The organism is Burkholderia humptydooensis (assembly GCF_001513745.1).
Taxonomy (GTDB): Bacteria; Pseudomonadota; Gammaproteobacteria; order Burkholderiales; family Burkholderiaceae; genus Burkholderia; species Burkholderia humptydooensis.
The window spans coordinates 2,862,033-2,876,941 of sequence record NZ_CP013382.1 but is presented as its reverse complement, the minus strand read 5'-3'; the positions used below and the strand labels follow the sequence as shown (position 1 = coordinate 2,876,941).

Sequence of the window (14,909 nt, the reverse complement as noted above, 5' to 3'; positions counted from 1 at the left end):
CGCACAAGTGGAGGAACGGCAACGATGACGACGACGAACACCACGACGAACCCGGCCGCGCCGACGGCCGCGGCCCCGGCGATCCGCGATTGCGGCGACCGCTACTGCATCATCGGCGGCGGCGCGGCCGGCATCGCGACCGCGAAGAACCTGCGCGAGCAGGGCATCGCGTTCGACCTGATCGAGCGCGAGGACGACATCGGCGGCACCTGGTATTACGGCAAGCCGTGCAGCGCGATCTACCAATCGGTGCACATGATCAGCTCGCGCGAGTTCTCCGAATACACGGACTACCCGATGCCCGCCGATTACCCGACCTACGCGCGCGGCGATCAGGCGCTCGCCTACCTGCGCGACTACGCACGCCGCTTCGGCGTCTACGGGCACGCGGAGTTCAACCGGACCGTGCTCGAAGTCGCGCCGCTCGCGCAAGGCGGCGCGTGGCGCGTCGAGCTCGACGGCCACGAGGTGCGGCATTACAAGGGCGTATTCGTCTGCAACGGGCATCTGTCGAAGCCGCAGGTGCCCGACTATCCGGGCCGCTTCGACGGGCTGCAACTGCATTCGGCGCTGTACAAGACCCCCGACGCGCTGAAGGGCAAGCGCGTGCTCGTGGTCGGCGCGGGCAATTCGGGCTGCGACATCGCGGTGGAGGCGGTCCATCACGCGAGCGCGGTGTTTCACAGCACGCGGCGCGGCTACTTCTACTGGCCGAAATTCCTGTTCGGGATTCCTGCCGATCGCTGGGCCGAATGGCCGCTGAAGCTGCGCATGCCGCTATGGGCGCGGCGCTTCTTCGGCGAGCGCCTGCTGCGCCTGACGACGGCCGGCCAGCCGGAAGACTACGGGCTGCCGAAGCCGGATCACAAGCTGTTCGAGGCGCACTTCATCATCAATTCGACGCTGTTCTACCACCTGGGGCACGGCGATCTCGTCGCGAAGCCGGACGTCGTCGAGCTGAAGGGCGACCGCGTCGCGTTCTCGGACGGCAGCGAGGAGCAGATCGACGCGATCGTCTACGCGACCGGTTTCCAGTTGAGCTTCCCGTTTCTCGACCAGTCGTATCTGCAATGGGACAAGATGCAGCCGCGCCTGTATCTGAACATCTTCGATCGCGCGCATCCGAACCTGTTCTTCATCGGCCTGTTCCAGACGTCGACCGGCAACTGGCCGCTGATGGACTATCAGGCGCAGCTCGTCGCGCGCTACCTGCGCGCGCGCGACGCCGCGCCGCGCAAGGCCGCGCGGCTCGACCGGCTGATCGGCCGCGACCGCTCGAACTGGAACGGCGGGATTCATTTCAGCGACACGCAGCGGCACGTGATCGAAGTCGAGCACTTCGCGTACCGGCTGCAACTGAAGCGGCTGATTCGCGCGCTGCCCGATTCGCGCGCCGCGTCGCGGCACGCGCGGCCCGTGGCCGTCGCGTCCGCGGCGCAAGCGCCGGCCACGGCCACAGCCGCGCGCGTGCGGACGGGAGACGCGTGATGGCGCTCGTCTCCGTCGAGAACGTCAGCAAGACCTACCTGCTCGACAGCGTGAAAGTGACCGGCCTCGCCGGCGTGTCGGTCGACATCGACGCGAACCGCTTCACCGTGCTGAGCGGCCCGTCCGGCAGCGGCAAGACGACGCTGCTCAACATGATCGGCTGCATCGATCGGCCGGATGCGGGGCGCGTCGTCGTGGCCGGCGAGGACACCGCGACGCTGTCCGACGATGCGCTGTCCGACTTCCGTGCGCGCGAGGTCGGGCACGTGTTCCAGTCGTTCAACCTGCTGCCCGCGCTGTCCGCGTACGAGAACGTCGAATATCCGCTGCTGATGGCGCGCACGCCGGCGCGCGAGCGCGCGGAGCGCGTCGCGTATCTGCTCGACGCAGTGGGCCTCGCCGGCAAGGGCGCGCACCGGCCGAGCCAGCTATCGGGCGGCCAGCGCCAGCGCGTCGCGATCGCGCGCGCGCTCGCGGCGGGGCCGTCGCTCGTGCTCGCCGACGAGCCGACCGCGAACCTCGACAGCGTCACGGGCCGCGCGATCATCGCGCTGATGCACGAGATGCAGCGCGAGAGCGGCGTGTCATTCATCGTGTCGTCGCACGATCCCCAAGTGCTGGACGCGGCCGACGACGTGGTGCAGATCCGCGACGGGCGCATCGTCGAGCGCCGCATCGCGCAGGAGGCGCAAAGCTGATGCATACGTTCATGTTGGCGCTGCGCAACCTGCAGCGAAACCGGCGGCGCTCGATCACCACGCTGCTCGCGATGATCGTCGGCGTTTGCGCGGTGCTGCTGTTCGGCGGCTTCAGCAAGGACATCACGTTCGGATTGCAGACCGATTTCGTGCGGCGCAGCGGCCATTTGCAGATCCAGCGCCACGGCTATTTCCAGTACGGCAGCGGCAATCCGGTCGCATACGGGATCGGCGGCTACGCGCGGCTGATCGCGCGGCTGCGCGACGATCCGGTGCTCGCGCCGATGATCGCGGTGATCACGCCGACGCTGCAGTTCGGCGGGATCGCGGGCAATTTCGAGGCGGGCGTGTCGCGCACGGTGCTCGCGCAGGGCGCGATCGCCGACGAGCAGAACCGGATGCAGCAATGGAACGACTACGGCTTTCCGTTGACGCCGAAGCCGTATCCGCTCGTCGGCACCGCGCCCGATGCGGCGATCGTGGGCAATGGCGTCGCGCGCGTGCTGCATCTGTGCGCGCCGCTGCGCGTGCCCGATTGCGGCGACGGCGACATCGCGAAGGAAGCCGCGACGGCTTCGGACGCGGCGCCCGGCGCGCAGGCCGCCGATGCGCCGGACGACGTGCTCGCGCTCGCCGCAGCCGAGGCGGGCGCGCGAAAGAGCGAGCAGAAAGACGAGCGCGCAAGCGCGACGCACATCGAAGTGCTCGCCGCGAACGCATACGGCGCGCCGAACGTCGGCGGCTTCACGGTCGCGAAGGCCGAGCAGCAGGGCGTGAAGGAACTCGACGACGTTTATCTCGCGATGCATCTGCCGCGCGCGCAGCGGCTCGTCTACGGCGGCGACGCGCCGCGCGTGACGGCGATCGAGATCCAGCTTCGGCACACCGCGCAACTGCCCGCCGCGCGCGCGCGGATCGACGCGCTGTTCGGCGGCCGCTTCGAAGGCCAGCCGCTCGACGTGCTGGACTTCGCCGCGCTGAACCCGTTCTACGACCAGACGAACCGGATGTTCTCGATGATCTTCGGCTTCGTGTTCGTGCTGATCGGCGCGATCGTGCTGTTCGTCGTCAGCAACACGATGAGCACGGCGATCCTCGAGCGAACCGTCGAGATCGGCACACTGCGCTCGATGGGCGTGCGCCGCGGCGGCATCCAGGCGCTGTTTGTCTGCGAAGGCGCGCTGCTCGGCGTCGCCGGCGCGTCGATCGGCGTGCTCGTCGCGCTCGCGCTCGCATTCGCGGTCAACCACAGCGGCCTCGCATGGACGCCGCCCGCGCGGATCGATTCGGTCGCGCTGACGGTGCGCGTGTGGGGCGAATGGCGTCTCATCGCGCTGACGTTCGTCGGGCTCGCGTTCGTCGCCGGCTTGTCGGCGTGGCTGCCCGCGCGCCACGCGGCGCGGCTGTCGATCGTCGACGCGCTGCGTTACGCGTGAGCGGTGGAAGTTTTCAGTTTGAACAACGAAAGATCGAATCGATCGGGAGGTGTGGCGTGCGTCGCTTGTTTCGTCAATGGTGGGTCGGCATGAGCCTTTGCGCGGCGGCGCTCGCGCACGCGCAGACAGCGCCCGATCCGCAGAAGCTGCTCGCGGAAAGCGATGCGATCCGCACGCCGGCGAAGTCGTTCGTGCTGACCGCGACGCTTGCCGAATACCGCTCCGGCAAGCAGGTCGACGGCAACACGCTGTCGATCTACTCGAAGCCCGATGCGCCGGGCGGCGCGTTCCGCACGCTGGTGCGCTTCGTCGCGCCCGCGCGCGACACGGGCAAGCTGATGCTGAAGAACGGCAACGATCTGTGGTTCTACGATCCGGCGAATCAGGCGAGCATCCGCATCTCGCCGGACCAGCGCCTGCTCGGGCAGGCCGCGAACGGCGACGTCGTGACCGTCAATCTCGCGCACGATTACCGGGCGGAGCTCAAAGGCGCCGAGGACGTGATGGACGGCGACCGGCAGACGCGGCATTGCTACAAGCTTTCGTTGACGGGCAACGCGCCGGGCCTCACGTACCACCGGATCGAGATGTGGCTCGATGCATCGAACAGCCGGCCGGTGAAGGCGAAGTTCTATTCGGAAAGCGACCGGCTGCTGAAGAGCGCGTTCTATCGGCGCTATACGGCCGAGCTCGGCGTCGAGCGACCGACCGAAACCGTGATCATCGACGGTCTCGATCCGAACTGGGTCACGGTGATGCGCTTTTCCGGCTACGCGTGGCGCGACATTCCGGACGCATGGTTGCAGCGCGACTACCTGCCCCGCTTCCAGGCGCAATGACGCGCAGATCGTTGGCGATCCTGATTTGCGCGGCCGCGGCGGCCATGCCGCTGCGCGCCGCGGCGGCGGGCGACGCGGCCGCGGCGAACGACGCGACGAACGCGGCGCTCGACCTCGCGGACGCGACGCCCGTCGCGGCGCCGGAAACGGCGCGCCCGTGGAAGTTCAGCGTGCAGGACGCCGTTCGCTGGAGCGACGGACGCGGCGCTGCGTCGTCATGGCGCAATCAGTTGTCGGTGGAATTCCAGTTCGAGCACGCGCTGACGCCGACGCTGGGTGTGAATTTCGCGATGCGGTTCGACCGGTTCGATCCGCTGTCGTCCGGCGCGGCGTCGCACCGCGACGTGACGCTCGTGAAGGAGGCGTATGCGAGCTGGAAGCCGTCGCCGCTGCTGGCGATCGACGCGGGCCGGATCAACGAGCGCATCGGCGCGGCGATCGGCTACAACCCGACCGATTTCTTCAAGGCGGGCGCGGTGAGCCTCGACGTGCCGCCCGATCCCGACAGCCGGCACACGAACCGGCTCGGCAGCGTCGCCGTGCGCGCACAGCGCGTCTGGGATTCGGGCTCGATCGCGCTGATGCTGTCGCCGCGGCTAGCGAGCCGCAGCGTGCCGGGCGATCCGTTCGCGTCGTCGGACCTGCAGCGCACGAACGGCGTCGATCGCTGGATGCTCGTCGGCAGCCAGCGGATCGCGCCCGCGATCCAGCCGCAATGGGTCCTGTACGGCGAGAGCGGACAATCGCCGCAGTTCGGGCAGAATCTGAGCGTGCTGCTCGGCAACGCGGTCGTCGCGTATGCGGAATGGACGGGCGGCTGGCGGCCGTCGCTGATCGGCTCGGCGACGGGCGGCGGCAACCGCGATCGCGCATTTCGCACGCGCTCGGCGGTGGGCTTCACGTGGACGCTGCCGATCGACCTGTCGCTGACGGCGGAGCTGCAGGGCAACAGCGGCGGCGCATCCGCTGCGCAGTGGCGTGCGCTGCAGGCGAGCGATCCGTATGCGTGGGCGCGCGCGGTGCGCACGTCGATCGCCGCGCAGGAGCTGCCGTCGCGGCACGGGGTGTTCCTGATGGCGGCGTGGCGCAACGTGTTCGTGCGGCGTCTCGACCTGACGGGCTTCGCGCAGCTCGATCCCGGCGCGGGGCAGCAGTACTGGCTGGAGCTGCGGCGGCGCTTCGACAAGTTCGACGTCGCCGTGCAGTTCCTGCGGCAGACCGGACCTTCGTGGAGCCGCTTCGGCGCGATGCCCGAGGCGAGCAGCGTGCAGGCGCTGGGCATTTTTTATCAATAGGACGTCGCCGATCGTCCAATAACAAGGGCCACCCTACAATGAGCAAACGCATCCTGCAAATCGTCACCGCAATTCTCGCAGCCGTGCCGGTCGCGACCGGCACGCTCGGCATGCTGGGCATCCACGATCCGCTGTACGCATCGCTCGGCGTCGCGCTGCCCGCCGACGCGACGCTCGACAGCAACCTGCGCTTCTACGCGGGCGTCTGGTTCGGGCTCGGCCTCGGCGCGTTCTGGACGATCCCGAACATCGAGCGCAACGGCGTGCTGTTCCGCGCGCTGTGGACGATGATCTTCGCCGGCGGATTCGGCCGTCTGATCTCACTCGTGTCGCTCGGCGCACCGTTTGCTCCGTTCATCGGCTTTACCGTACTCGAGATCGTCGGCGCGCCGCTGTTCATCTGGTGGCAAAGCCGCGTCGCGGCGGCGGCTGCCTGACGAACGGCGCGGGACGGCGCGGGGCGGGGCATGCGGCCGGCGTGGCCGGCGTGCGTTTGAAACACTTAGGTTGACTGACAAATGAGGGTGGAAGGATTGCCGCACGCGATGCCGCGCGACGATACGGCGGCGCTGCGGTTCAGCGTCGCGCGGCCGTCGGCGGCGCTCACGGAGCGGCTGATGCGCGGCGAGGTGCACGTGTGGCGCGCCCGCGCGGACGAAGCGGGGTCGTACCTGAAGCGCGATTGCCTGTCGTTCAGCGAACGCGAGCGCGCGGCGAGGCTCAGGTACGGCGCGCATCGCGAGCTGTTCGTGTTCGCGCGGGCGATGCTGCGGGTCGTGCTCGGCGAGTACCTGGATGCCGATCCGGCGCGGCTCGTGTTCGACGTCGAGCCGGGCGGCAAGCCGGTGCTGTTCGGCCGCGATCTCGAATTCAGCGTAAGCCGCGCGAGCGGCGCAGTGCTGATGGCGGTCGCTAAGAAGCGGGTCGGCTGCGATCTCGAATCGCTCGGCCGGAAGCTCGACGCCGACGCGCTCGCGGCGGCCAGTCTCGGCGAACGCGAGCGCGACGTGTTCGCGCGCACGCCGAAGCATGCGCAAATGCGGCTGCTGTTGCAGCTCTGGACGCGCAAGGAGGCGCTGCTGAAGGCGCACGGCGCGGGCCTGCGGCGCGATCCGCGGGAGCTGGAGATGCCTTGGCCCGCGCGGCGGGCCGCGCGCGACGAATGCGTGAGCGACGGCGTGCGCTGGGCGGTTGCCGACATCGCGCTCGGCGCGGGATGGCGCGCCGCGGTCGCGATGGAGGATCGGGGCGCGGACGTGCGCGGATTCTGTTTGGGGTGGTGAGCCGCCGGGCGGTTCGTTCGGCGTCGCGATCGCGGCGATCGACGCGCACGGGCGGGCGGCATCGTTCGAGTAACGCAATACACAGGAGAATCGGTATGAAGTCGATGTCGAGATGCGTCGCGGCGACGGCGCGGGCCGCAGCGAAGAAACTGGCAAATGCATGGGCGGCCGCGATCGTCGCCGCGATGTGCGCGTTCGGCGCGCCGGTGGCGGCGCACGCGGATGCCGCGACGGGCGCGGTCGACGACTACGCGGCGACGCGCTACCCGATCATTCTCGTCCACGGGCTGACGGGCACCGACGATTACTTCGGCGTCGTCCCGTACTGGTACGGAATGCAGTCCGATCTGCAGCGGCATGGCGCGACCGTGTTCGTCGCCGATCTGTCCGGGTTCCAGAGCGACCTCGGCCCGAACGGGCGCGGCGAGCAACTGCTCGCGTACGTGAAGCAGGTGCTCGCCGTCACCGGCGCGCAGAAGGTGAACCTGATCGGCCACAGCCAGGGCGGACTGACGTCGCGCTACGTCGCGGCGGTTGCGCCGGATCTCGTCGCATCGGTGACGTCGATCGCGACGCCGCATCGCGGCTCGCCGTTCGCCGACTTCGTGCTCGGCGCGCTGAGTCTCGACCCGACCGGCCTGTCGACGCCGATCTTCGGCCAGTTGCTGAACATCTTCGGAATCCTGACGAGCCACACGCACAACACGAATCAGGACGCGATCGCCGCGCTGAACGCGCTCAGCACGCCGCATGCGACGCAGTTCAACGCGCAGTTCCCGAGCGCGGGCCTCGGCGCGCCGGGCGCATGCGCGACGGGCGCGCCGAGCGAGACGGTCGGCGGCAACGTGCACCTGCTGTATTCGTGGAGCGGCAGCGCGTACCAGCCGATCACGGTGCTCGGCCTGACGACGGGCGCGCTCGACAGGAGCACGGTCCCGCTCATCGATCCGGCCAACGTGCTCGACCCGTCGACGCTCGTGTTCCTGACGGCCGGCAACGTCATGGCGCTCAGGCAGGCGGGGCTGAACGACGGCTTCACGTCGACCTGCAGTTCGTTGTACGGAACGGTGATCTCGACCGATTACAAGTGGAACCACTTCGACGAGATCAATCAGTTGCTCGGCATCCGGGGCGCGTATGCGGCCGATCCGGTCGCGGTGCTGCGCACGCATGCGAACCGGCTGAAATTGCAGGGTGTTTGAAAGAAGGTTGAGCGGCGGCGCGCCGCGCGTCGTATGATTGTCCGACGATTGCGCCGCCGCTTGCGCGGGCGGCGGCGCACGCGCATTCATGAAGCAAACGCTTCATATGTAACGCGACGAGCAGACGAATGCGCGCAAGATGGCCAGTCTACGCACGATCCATACGAGCGACAGCGTGACAGGCCACGCTTCGAGCATCTGGCGGCGGACCGGCAACGGGCCGCCGCCGGTTCGTTTCCGGCGTTTGCGCGCGCCGGGGGAATACGAGACCGCCGCGACGAAGCGGCGCGGCGGCGGGGCTCAGGCAAGGTGGACGATGAACGGGACTTCCAGCATGCGCGAACAGGTGCTCGGCTTGAACGACGGGGGTGGCCAGGCGGCCGAACTGAGGCCGGCGCTCGACGTCTGGCCGATCCTGCTGATGGTGTCGGTGCTCGTGTGCGTCGTGATCGTGAGTCTCGCCGTGGTGTCGTTCCTCAGGGTCTACATCGGCGGCGAGAGCACGTGGTCGAAATCGCAGAAGGATGCGGTCATCTATCTGATCCGCTACGCCGAGACGGGCGACGAGCGCGCGTACAAGCTCTACGAAGCCGCGATCGACAAGCCGTATCGCCTGAGCATCGCGCGCACCGCGTTGCAGCGCAAGCCGCCCGATCGCGCGAGCGCGCGCGAGGCGATCATCGCGAGCGGCATCGACCCGGCCGACGCGACGGCGGCCGCGCTGCTGCTGCCCGCGCTCAGTTGGGTCGCGAAGATCAACTATGCGCTGCAATGCTGGATGCAGGCGGACGTCGAGCTCGCCGAGTTCCGCAACGTCGCGAGCCAGTTGCACGCGCTCGTCAGCAGCGGCCATCGCGGCGATCCGCGCGTGAAGGCGTTCGAATACCGCGCGTGGGAAATCAACGAGCGCGTGTCCGGCCTGCCCGACCGCTTCTCGAAGGCGTTCAGCGACGAATTCCGCTCGAGCGTCGCGCTGCTGCTCGTCTGCTACTTCGTCGCGTCGATGTTCCTGATGTATCTCGCGCTCGTCTGGGCGCGCAAGGCCGCGTTGCAGCGGCTGTCGATCCAGTACGCGCTCGACCGCAGCGAGGCGTTCGCCGAGGCGGCGCTGAGCTCGGTCGCGGAGGCGGTGATCACGGTCGGGCTCGCGAAGAACGTCGATTTCATCAACAACGCGGCCGAGCAACTGCTCGGCTATTCGGCCGCCGCGTGCGTCGGCGCGCCGGTGTCGAGCGTGCTGATGCTGCTCGACAAGGAGACTGGGCAGGCGGTCGACATCGTCGACGAATTCTGGGCGCGCGACGAGCGCACGCCGATCAAGCGCGAGGTGCATCTGCTGCGCCGCGATCATTCCAAGATCGTTGTGCAGACAACGATTTCGGAGATGGGCGACCGCATGCACGGCCACATCGGCTACGTGCTGATCCTGCGCAACATGACGCGCGAGCAGCAGTTCCTCGAAAGCCTCGCGTGGCAGGCGACGCACGACGTGCTGACGGGGCTCGTGAACCGCGTCGAGTTCGAGCGGCGGCTCGAGATCGCGCTCGCCGACACGACGTCCGGCAAGGACCGCGCCGACTCGATGCTGCTGATGCTCGATCTCGACCGCTTCAAGGAGATCAACGATACCTGCGGCCACGCGGCGGGCGACGCGATGCTGCGCGAAGTCACGCAGCGCTTCCAGAGCTGCCTCGACGACGACGACGTGCTCGCGCGGCTCGGCGGCGACGAGTTCGGCGTGCTGCTGCCGCGCGGCGCGGGTTCGTGGCCGTCGAAGAACAAGGCGGAGCGGCTGCGCCGCAGCCTCGAGGATTTCGTGTTCCTGTGGGAAGGCGAGCGCTTCACGGTGAGCGTCAGCATCGGCGTGCTCGAGCTCTGCCGCGCGCCGTGCAGTCTCGAGATGGCCGTCAAGCTCGCCGACATCGCGTGCTACATCGCGAAGGAGCGCGGGCGCAACCGCATCCAGCTCGCGGACCCGAGCGATCTGCAGCAGGCGCGCCACGTCGGCGACGTGCAGTGGAGCCGCCGGATCAAGACCGCGCTCGAAGCCGACGGCTTCCGCCTGTACCTGCAGCCGATCGTCCACACATGCCCGGATTCGCAGACGCCCGGGCGCGCGGAGGTGCTGCTGCGGATGACGGACAACGCGGGCCGCGACATCTCGCCCGCCGCGTTCCTGCCGGCCGCCGAGCGCTACGGGCTGATGGGGCTCATCGACCGCTGGGTGATCCGCACGGTGTTCCGCAAGCTGAGCGCGCTGCCCGCGCGCGAGTACCACGAGTACAACGTGAACCTGTCGGGGGCGTCGATCTCCGACGAGCGTTTTCTCGAATTCGTGATCGCCGAGCTGGTGAGCTCCGGTCTCGAGCCTTCGGTGATCTGCTTCGAGATCACCGAAACGATCGCCGTGAAGAATCTCGAGCTCGCGTCGCGCTTCATGGGCGAGCTGCGCGCGATCGGCTGCCGCTTCGCGCTCGACGATTTCGGCGCGGGCATGTCGTCGTTTCGCTATCTGCGCAGCTTGCCGATCGATTATCTGAAGATCGACGGCGAGTTCGTGTCGAACATGATGTCGGACCGGGTGAGCTACGGCGTCGTCAGCGCGATCAACGAAGTCGCGCACTCGATGCGTTGCAGCACCGTCGCCGAGCATGTCGAGTCCGAGGCCGAGCTCGGGATGTTGCGCGAGCTCGGCATCGACTTCTGCCAGGGATATTTCTTTGCACAGCCTTCGCCGTGGCGCGAGGGCGGCTATTGACGTGGTCCGATGACTTTATCCAAGGAGAGGAAATTGCATATCCCTTTTGAACGCGACGGCGAGTTGATGGATATCGGGAGCTATCCGCACTGGCTACAGGACGTGGTCGGCACGGTGCGCGCGGCGCGCGACCGCGTACGCTTTCACGAAGTATTCTCGCTGATGCGCGACGGCCGCCTCGCGCCGCGGCAGCTCGCCGCGTTCTTCGTGAACGGCTGGCCCGTCGTCGAGCAGTTTCCGAAGTACATGTCGATGAACCTGCTGAAGGCGAACGGCACGAACTCGTCCGGCGAAGAGAAGGCGCGCCGCTATCTGATCCGCAACATCCGTGTCGAGCTGAATCACGTCGAGCACTGGGTGAACTGGGCGGAAGCGAGCGGCGTGCCGCGCCGGCAACTGATCGACGGCGGCAGTCCGCCCGCCGCGCTCGCGCTCAGCCACTGGTGCTGGAAGAGCAGCAGCGCGGATACGCTCGCGGCGAGCGTCGCGGCGACCAACTATGCGATCGAAGGCGTGACGGGCGAATGGAGCGCGGACCTGTGCCGCTCGGACGTCTACGAGATGGGCTTTCCCGAAGCGGTGCGCGGCCGCGCGATGCGCTGGCTGAAGCTGCATTCGAGTTACGACGACAAGCATCCGTGGGAAGCGCTCGACATCGTCGCGACGATTCTTGGTCAATCGCCGAGCACGGAGCAGGTGCGCGACGTCGCGGCCGGCATCGAGCGCAGTTTCCGCTACTTCGAGATGAGCCTGTCCTGCTGCCTCGACGCGTGAGTCTCGCGCGTCGTCGCCTGGCGAAGGGGTGCCCGGCCGGCGACGGCAAGGCGAGTGCGCGTCGCGGTCCGCCCGCTGCATCGTAAATATTTCGACTATTCGGTAACAGACCGTCACGGCGCCGCGCGAGCGCGCCAAGCTCGGTATACTGTTCTGTCTGCGCCGGCGCCTCGCCGCGTCCGGCATGTTTTCCTCCTGGTTCGATACACGCATGAAACGTCATCTGTTTGCTTTTGTGGCCGCGGCCGTCGTGTCCGTTTCGGCATTCGCCCAAACCGCGCCCGTCGAGGTGGTCAAGAACGCCGTCGAGGGCACCGTCGGCGCGATGAGGGCGGATCCCGTCGCGCGCAGCGGCGATATGGCGAAGATCACGCAGATCGTCGAAGCGCGTTTCCTGCCCGCGACGAATTTCGAGCGCACGACGCGCATCGCCGTCGGCGACGCATGGAAGCAGGCGAGCCCGCAGCAGCAGCAGGAGCTGTACAAGCAATTCCGGATTCTGATGACGCGCACGTACGCGGCATCGCTCGCGCAGCTCGGCAGCCAGGACGCGAAGTTCACGTTCAAGGCGGCGGGCGCGGGCGGCGCCGACGCGCTCGTTCGCTCCACGGTGACGACGCCGGGCGACAGCCAGTCGGTCGGCTACCGGCTCGGCAAGATCGGCAACGACTGGAGGATCTACGACATCGACATGTCGGGCGCGTGGCTGATCCAGGTCTACCAGGGGCAGTTCAAGGCGCAGCTCTCTCAGGGCGGCATCGACGGCCTGATCGCATTCCTGACGAAGCACAACGCGCGCGCGAACTGAGCGCGCCAGCGGGTTGCGCATTCGTCATGCAAAAGGGCGCCTCGGCGCCCTTTTGCGTTGCGGCATGGCGTCTACCGCCTGCGATGCTCGACCGCGAACTTGATCAGTTCCGCCTGCCCCTCGATGTCGAGCTTGCGCTTCAGGTTCAGCCGATGCGTCTCGACCGTGCGCACCGACAGGCCGTTGCGCTGCGCGATCTGCTTGCTCGACAACCCTTGCGCGAGCGCATCGAGGATGTCGCGCTCGCGCGGCGTGAGCCGATCGAGCGGCGATGCTTCCGCGCTCGCATGAATCATTCTGGCGGCAATTCCCTCACTGAAGAACGTCTGTCCGGCGAGCACCGCGCCGATCGCACGCACGATCTCGGTCGCGGGCGAATCCTTCAGCAGATAGCCGCTCGCGCCCGCGCGCACCGCCTGCGTTACGTATTCGACGTTGTCGTGCATCGATAGCATCAGCACGCGAATCGCCGGAAAGCGCGCGTGAAAGACGCCGGCGAGCGCGATTCCGTTCATGCCCTGCATGCCGATATCCATCAGCGCGAGATCGGGCGCGAGCGATTCGGCGAGCGCGAGCGCCTCGTCCGCATTGCCCGCTTCGCCGACGACAGCGAGGCCGGGCGCCGCCTCGAGGCGCATCTTCAGGCCGTCGCGCACGAGCGGATGATCGTCGACGAGCAAGAGGCGCGCGGTGTGGGGCGTGGAAGAGGCAGTGGTCATCGCGTGGTTCCTGTTGAGTCTGCGCCGGACAGCGGCACGCGCGCGGCGACGACGGTATGGCCCACCTGCGAGCTGATCGCGAGCGTGCCGCCGAGCGCGTCGAGCCGCTCGCGCATGTTGCGCAGGCCGACGCCGCCGCGCGCGTCCGCTTGCGCGCGCCCGGCGTCGAAGCCGCGGCCGTTGTCGGCGATCGTCAGCGCGGCTTCGCGCGACGAGAGTTCGAGCGTGACGGCCGCGCGCGTTGCGTGCGCATGGCGCAGGATGTTCGTCAGCGCTTCCTGCGCGATGCGAAAGAGCGCCGTTTTCACGGGCGCGGGCAGCGGCGGCGCGCCGCTGTGCTCGACCTGCGTGAAGCCGAGCTCGACGCCGGTTTCCGCGCCGAGCTCACGCACCAGTTGATCGAGCGCGGCCGCGAGGCCAAGATCGTCGAGCATCGTCGGACGCAGCGCGTGCGAGATGCGGCGCACTTCGCGCAGCGTGTCGCCGAGCCGCGCAATGCCTTTCGACAGCGCGGCTTCCGCCGCGTTCTCGCGCGCCGGCAGGCGCGCGAAGCGCTCGAGCGCCGATTCGAACATCAGCTTCGCCGACACCATCATCTGGCTGATCCCGTCGTGCAGCTCGCGTGCAAGACGCGCGCGCTCCTGCTCCTGCGATTCGACGACCTGTTGCGCGAGGCGCTTGAGCTTCGCGTCGGCGCTGCGCGACTCGCTCACGTTCAGCACGAGCGCGCACAGCGCGATGACCGCGGCGCCCGCGAGCGCGATCGCGCTCAGCCACGTCATCGTGCGCTCGATGTTCGCCGACGCGCGCGCGTCGACCCGCGCGAGCGCGGTGCCGACATCGTCGAGATAGATGCCGGTGCCGACCATCCAGCCCCAGCGCGGCAGCGAAACGACGTAGCCGAGCTTCGGCGCGAGCTTGCCCGTCGACGGGCGCTGCCAGACATAGCGCACGTAGCCGCCGCCGCGCGACGCGGCCGCAATCAACTGCTGAATCGTCAGCGAGCCCTGCGGATCGCGCAGCGTCCAGTAATTGTGTCCGACCCGCTCGGGCTCGCGCGGATGCATCAGCGAATTGCCGTGCAGGTCGTACACGAAGAAGTAGCCGTCGGGGCCGAATTCCATTCTTTGCAGCATCGCGAGCGCTTGCTGGCGCAGCAGCGCGTCGTCGCGCGCGTTCGCGCGGCCCGCTTCGTACAGCGGGGCAATGGCGCTCGTCGCGAGGTCGACGTAATGCCTGAGTTCGATTTCCTTGCTCGACAGATACGCGGCTTCGATCGTCGCGTGCTGCGTGCGCGCGAGCACGGTTGCCTGCTGCCGCACGCCGAGGCCGATCGCCGCGATCGTCACGAGGAAGGGCACGATCGCGAGCAGGAAGATCTTGATTTTCAGTCTCATCGCGGCAGGCGTTCGCTCATCGGTGCGCGCGTCGCGCAGGCGCGACGGGGCGCGCGCGCGTGCGCGGCGTTGGTTGTCTGTGCGGTCGGCGGCGCGCCGCCTGCAATGATGTCGCGCGCGAGTCTCATCTGGTTTCCATCGCCGGGATTGGCTCATGTCGGCGGGCGGCTCGTGGTTGTCGTTGGGGCGCCGCGCATGTCGCCGAGCGCATT

At 68.1% G+C, this 14,909-nt stretch carries 13 protein-coding genes; 11 read left to right on the top strand and 2 right to left on the bottom strand.

Going from position 1 to position 14,909, the window contains the following annotated elements:
• Window positions 1-24: 24 nt before the first annotated feature.
• The 11 genes from AQ610_RS31585 to AQ610_RS31535 all read left to right on the top strand — a co-directional run bounded on the left by AQ610_RS31585 (window position 25) and on the right by AQ610_RS31535 (window position 12,581).
• A complete protein-coding gene (locus AQ610_RS31585) occupies window positions 25-1,488 on the top strand; it encodes a flavin-containing monooxygenase (RefSeq protein WP_006028329.1) in 1,464 nt (487 codons plus the stop codon).
• The gene (locus AQ610_RS31580) at window positions 1,488-2,186 is read left to right on the top strand and encodes an ABC transporter ATP-binding protein (RefSeq protein WP_006028328.1); all 699 of its coding nucleotides are present in this window, start codon (window positions 1,488-1,490) and stop codon (window positions 2,184-2,186) included. Before AQ610_RS31585 ends, AQ610_RS31580 begins: the two co-directional genes overlap by 1 nt.
• Window positions 2,186-3,622 carry an ABC transporter permease gene (locus AQ610_RS31575; RefSeq protein WP_006028327.1) on the top strand — a complete coding sequence of 479 codons (1,437 nt, stop codon included), beginning with the start codon at window positions 2,186-2,188 and terminating at the stop codon, window positions 3,620-3,622. Before AQ610_RS31580 ends, AQ610_RS31575 begins: the two co-directional genes overlap by 1 nt.
• 56 nt (window positions 3,623-3,678) lie before the next feature.
• A complete protein-coding gene (locus AQ610_RS31570) occupies window positions 3,679-4,461 on the top strand; it encodes an outer membrane lipoprotein-sorting protein (protein WP_009916127.1) in 783 nt (260 codons plus the stop codon).
• Window positions 4,458-5,756, top strand: a complete 1,299-nt coding sequence (locus AQ610_RS31565) for a hypothetical protein (protein WP_043282954.1) — start codon at window positions 4,458-4,460, stop codon at window positions 5,754-5,756. The genes AQ610_RS31570 and AQ610_RS31565 overlap by 4 nt, the downstream gene beginning before the upstream one ends.
• A gap of 38 nt (window positions 5,757-5,794) precedes the next feature.
• Window positions 5,795-6,193 carry a DUF4345 domain-containing protein gene (locus tag AQ610_RS31560; RefSeq protein WP_006028324.1) on the top strand — a complete coding sequence of 133 codons (399 nt, stop codon included), beginning with the start codon at window positions 5,795-5,797 and terminating at the stop codon, window positions 6,191-6,193.
• Between the two features lie 81 nt (window positions 6,194-6,274).
• Window positions 6,275-7,039, top strand: coding sequence for a 4'-phosphopantetheinyl transferase family protein (locus tag AQ610_RS31555; RefSeq protein ID WP_043282953.1), 765 nt, complete (start codon window positions 6,275-6,277; stop codon window positions 7,037-7,039).
• 95 nt (window positions 7,040-7,134) lie between these two features.
• Window positions 7,135-8,241, top strand: coding sequence for a triacylglycerol lipase (locus tag AQ610_RS31550; protein WP_006028322.1), 1,107 nt, complete (start codon window positions 7,135-7,137; stop codon window positions 8,239-8,241).
• A 139-nt stretch (window positions 8,242-8,380) separates the two neighbouring features.
• The gene (locus AQ610_RS31545; protein WP_009916122.1) at window positions 8,381-10,999 is read left to right on the top strand and encodes a putative bifunctional diguanylate cyclase/phosphodiesterase; all 2,619 of its coding nucleotides are present in this window, start codon (window positions 8,381-8,383) and stop codon (window positions 10,997-10,999) included.
• Window positions 11,000-11,032: 33 nt separating this feature from the next.
• A complete protein-coding gene (locus AQ610_RS31540; RefSeq protein WP_009916121.1) occupies window positions 11,033-11,773 on the top strand; it encodes an iron-containing redox enzyme family protein in 741 nt (246 codons plus the stop codon).
• A gap of 211 nt (window positions 11,774-11,984) precedes the next feature.
• Window positions 11,985-12,581 (top strand): MlaC/ttg2D family ABC transporter substrate-binding protein, encoded by a 597-nt coding sequence (locus AQ610_RS31535; protein ID WP_006028319.1) that lies wholly within the window; start codon window positions 11,985-11,987, stop codon window positions 12,579-12,581.
• A 71-nt stretch (window positions 12,582-12,652) separates the two neighbouring features.
• Here the strand turns inward: AQ610_RS31535 and AQ610_RS31530 are convergent, their stop codons facing one another.
• A complete protein-coding gene (locus AQ610_RS31530; RefSeq protein ID WP_009916120.1) occupies window positions 12,653-13,300 on the bottom strand; it encodes a response regulator in 648 nt (215 codons plus the stop codon).
• Window positions 13,297-14,697: a cache domain-containing protein gene (locus tag AQ610_RS31525; RefSeq protein WP_006028317.1), complete on the bottom strand. Its 1,401-nt coding sequence runs from the start codon at window positions 14,695-14,697 to the stop codon at window positions 13,297-13,299. The genes AQ610_RS31530 and AQ610_RS31525 overlap by 4 nt, the downstream gene beginning before the upstream one ends.
• Window positions 14,698-14,909 lie beyond the last annotated feature (212 nt).

What these genes read in the sequence shown, in the direction of transcription:
- AQ610_RS31585 (WP_006028329.1), top strand. Translation starts at nt 25, where the DNA reads ATGACGACGACGAACACCACGACGAACCCGGCCGCGCCGACGGCCGCG.
- AQ610_RS31580 (WP_006028328.1), top strand. Translation starts at nt 1,488, where the DNA reads ATGGCGCTCGTCTCCGTCGAGAACGTCAGCAAGACCTACCTGCTCGAC.
- AQ610_RS31575 (WP_006028327.1), top strand. Translation starts at nt 2,186, where the DNA reads ATGCATACGTTCATGTTGGCGCTGCGCAACCTGCAGCGAAACCGGCGG.
- AQ610_RS31565 (WP_043282954.1), top strand. Translation starts at nt 4,458, where the DNA reads ATGACGCGCAGATCGTTGGCGATCCTGATTTGCGCGGCCGCGGCGGCC.
- AQ610_RS31560 (WP_006028324.1), top strand. Translation starts at nt 5,795, where the DNA reads ATGAGCAAACGCATCCTGCAAATCGTCACCGCAATTCTCGCAGCCGTG.
- AQ610_RS31555 (WP_043282953.1), top strand. Translation starts at nt 6,275, where the DNA reads ATGAGGGTGGAAGGATTGCCGCACGCGATGCCGCGCGACGATACGGCG.
- AQ610_RS31550 (WP_006028322.1), top strand. Translation starts at nt 7,135, where the DNA reads ATGAAGTCGATGTCGAGATGCGTCGCGGCGACGGCGCGGGCCGCAGCG.
- AQ610_RS31545 (WP_009916122.1), top strand. Translation starts at nt 8,381, where the DNA reads ATGGCCAGTCTACGCACGATCCATACGAGCGACAGCGTGACAGGCCAC.
- AQ610_RS31535 (WP_006028319.1), top strand. Translation starts at nt 11,985, where the DNA reads ATGAAACGTCATCTGTTTGCTTTTGTGGCCGCGGCCGTCGTGTCCGTT.
- AQ610_RS31530 (WP_009916120.1), bottom strand. Translation starts at nt 13,300, where the DNA reads ATGACCACTGCCTCTTCCACGCCCCACACCGCGCGCCTCTTGCTCGTC.
- AQ610_RS31525 (WP_006028317.1), bottom strand. Translation starts at nt 14,697, where the DNA reads ATGAGACTGAAAATCAAGATCTTCCTGCTCGCGATCGTGCCCTTCCTC.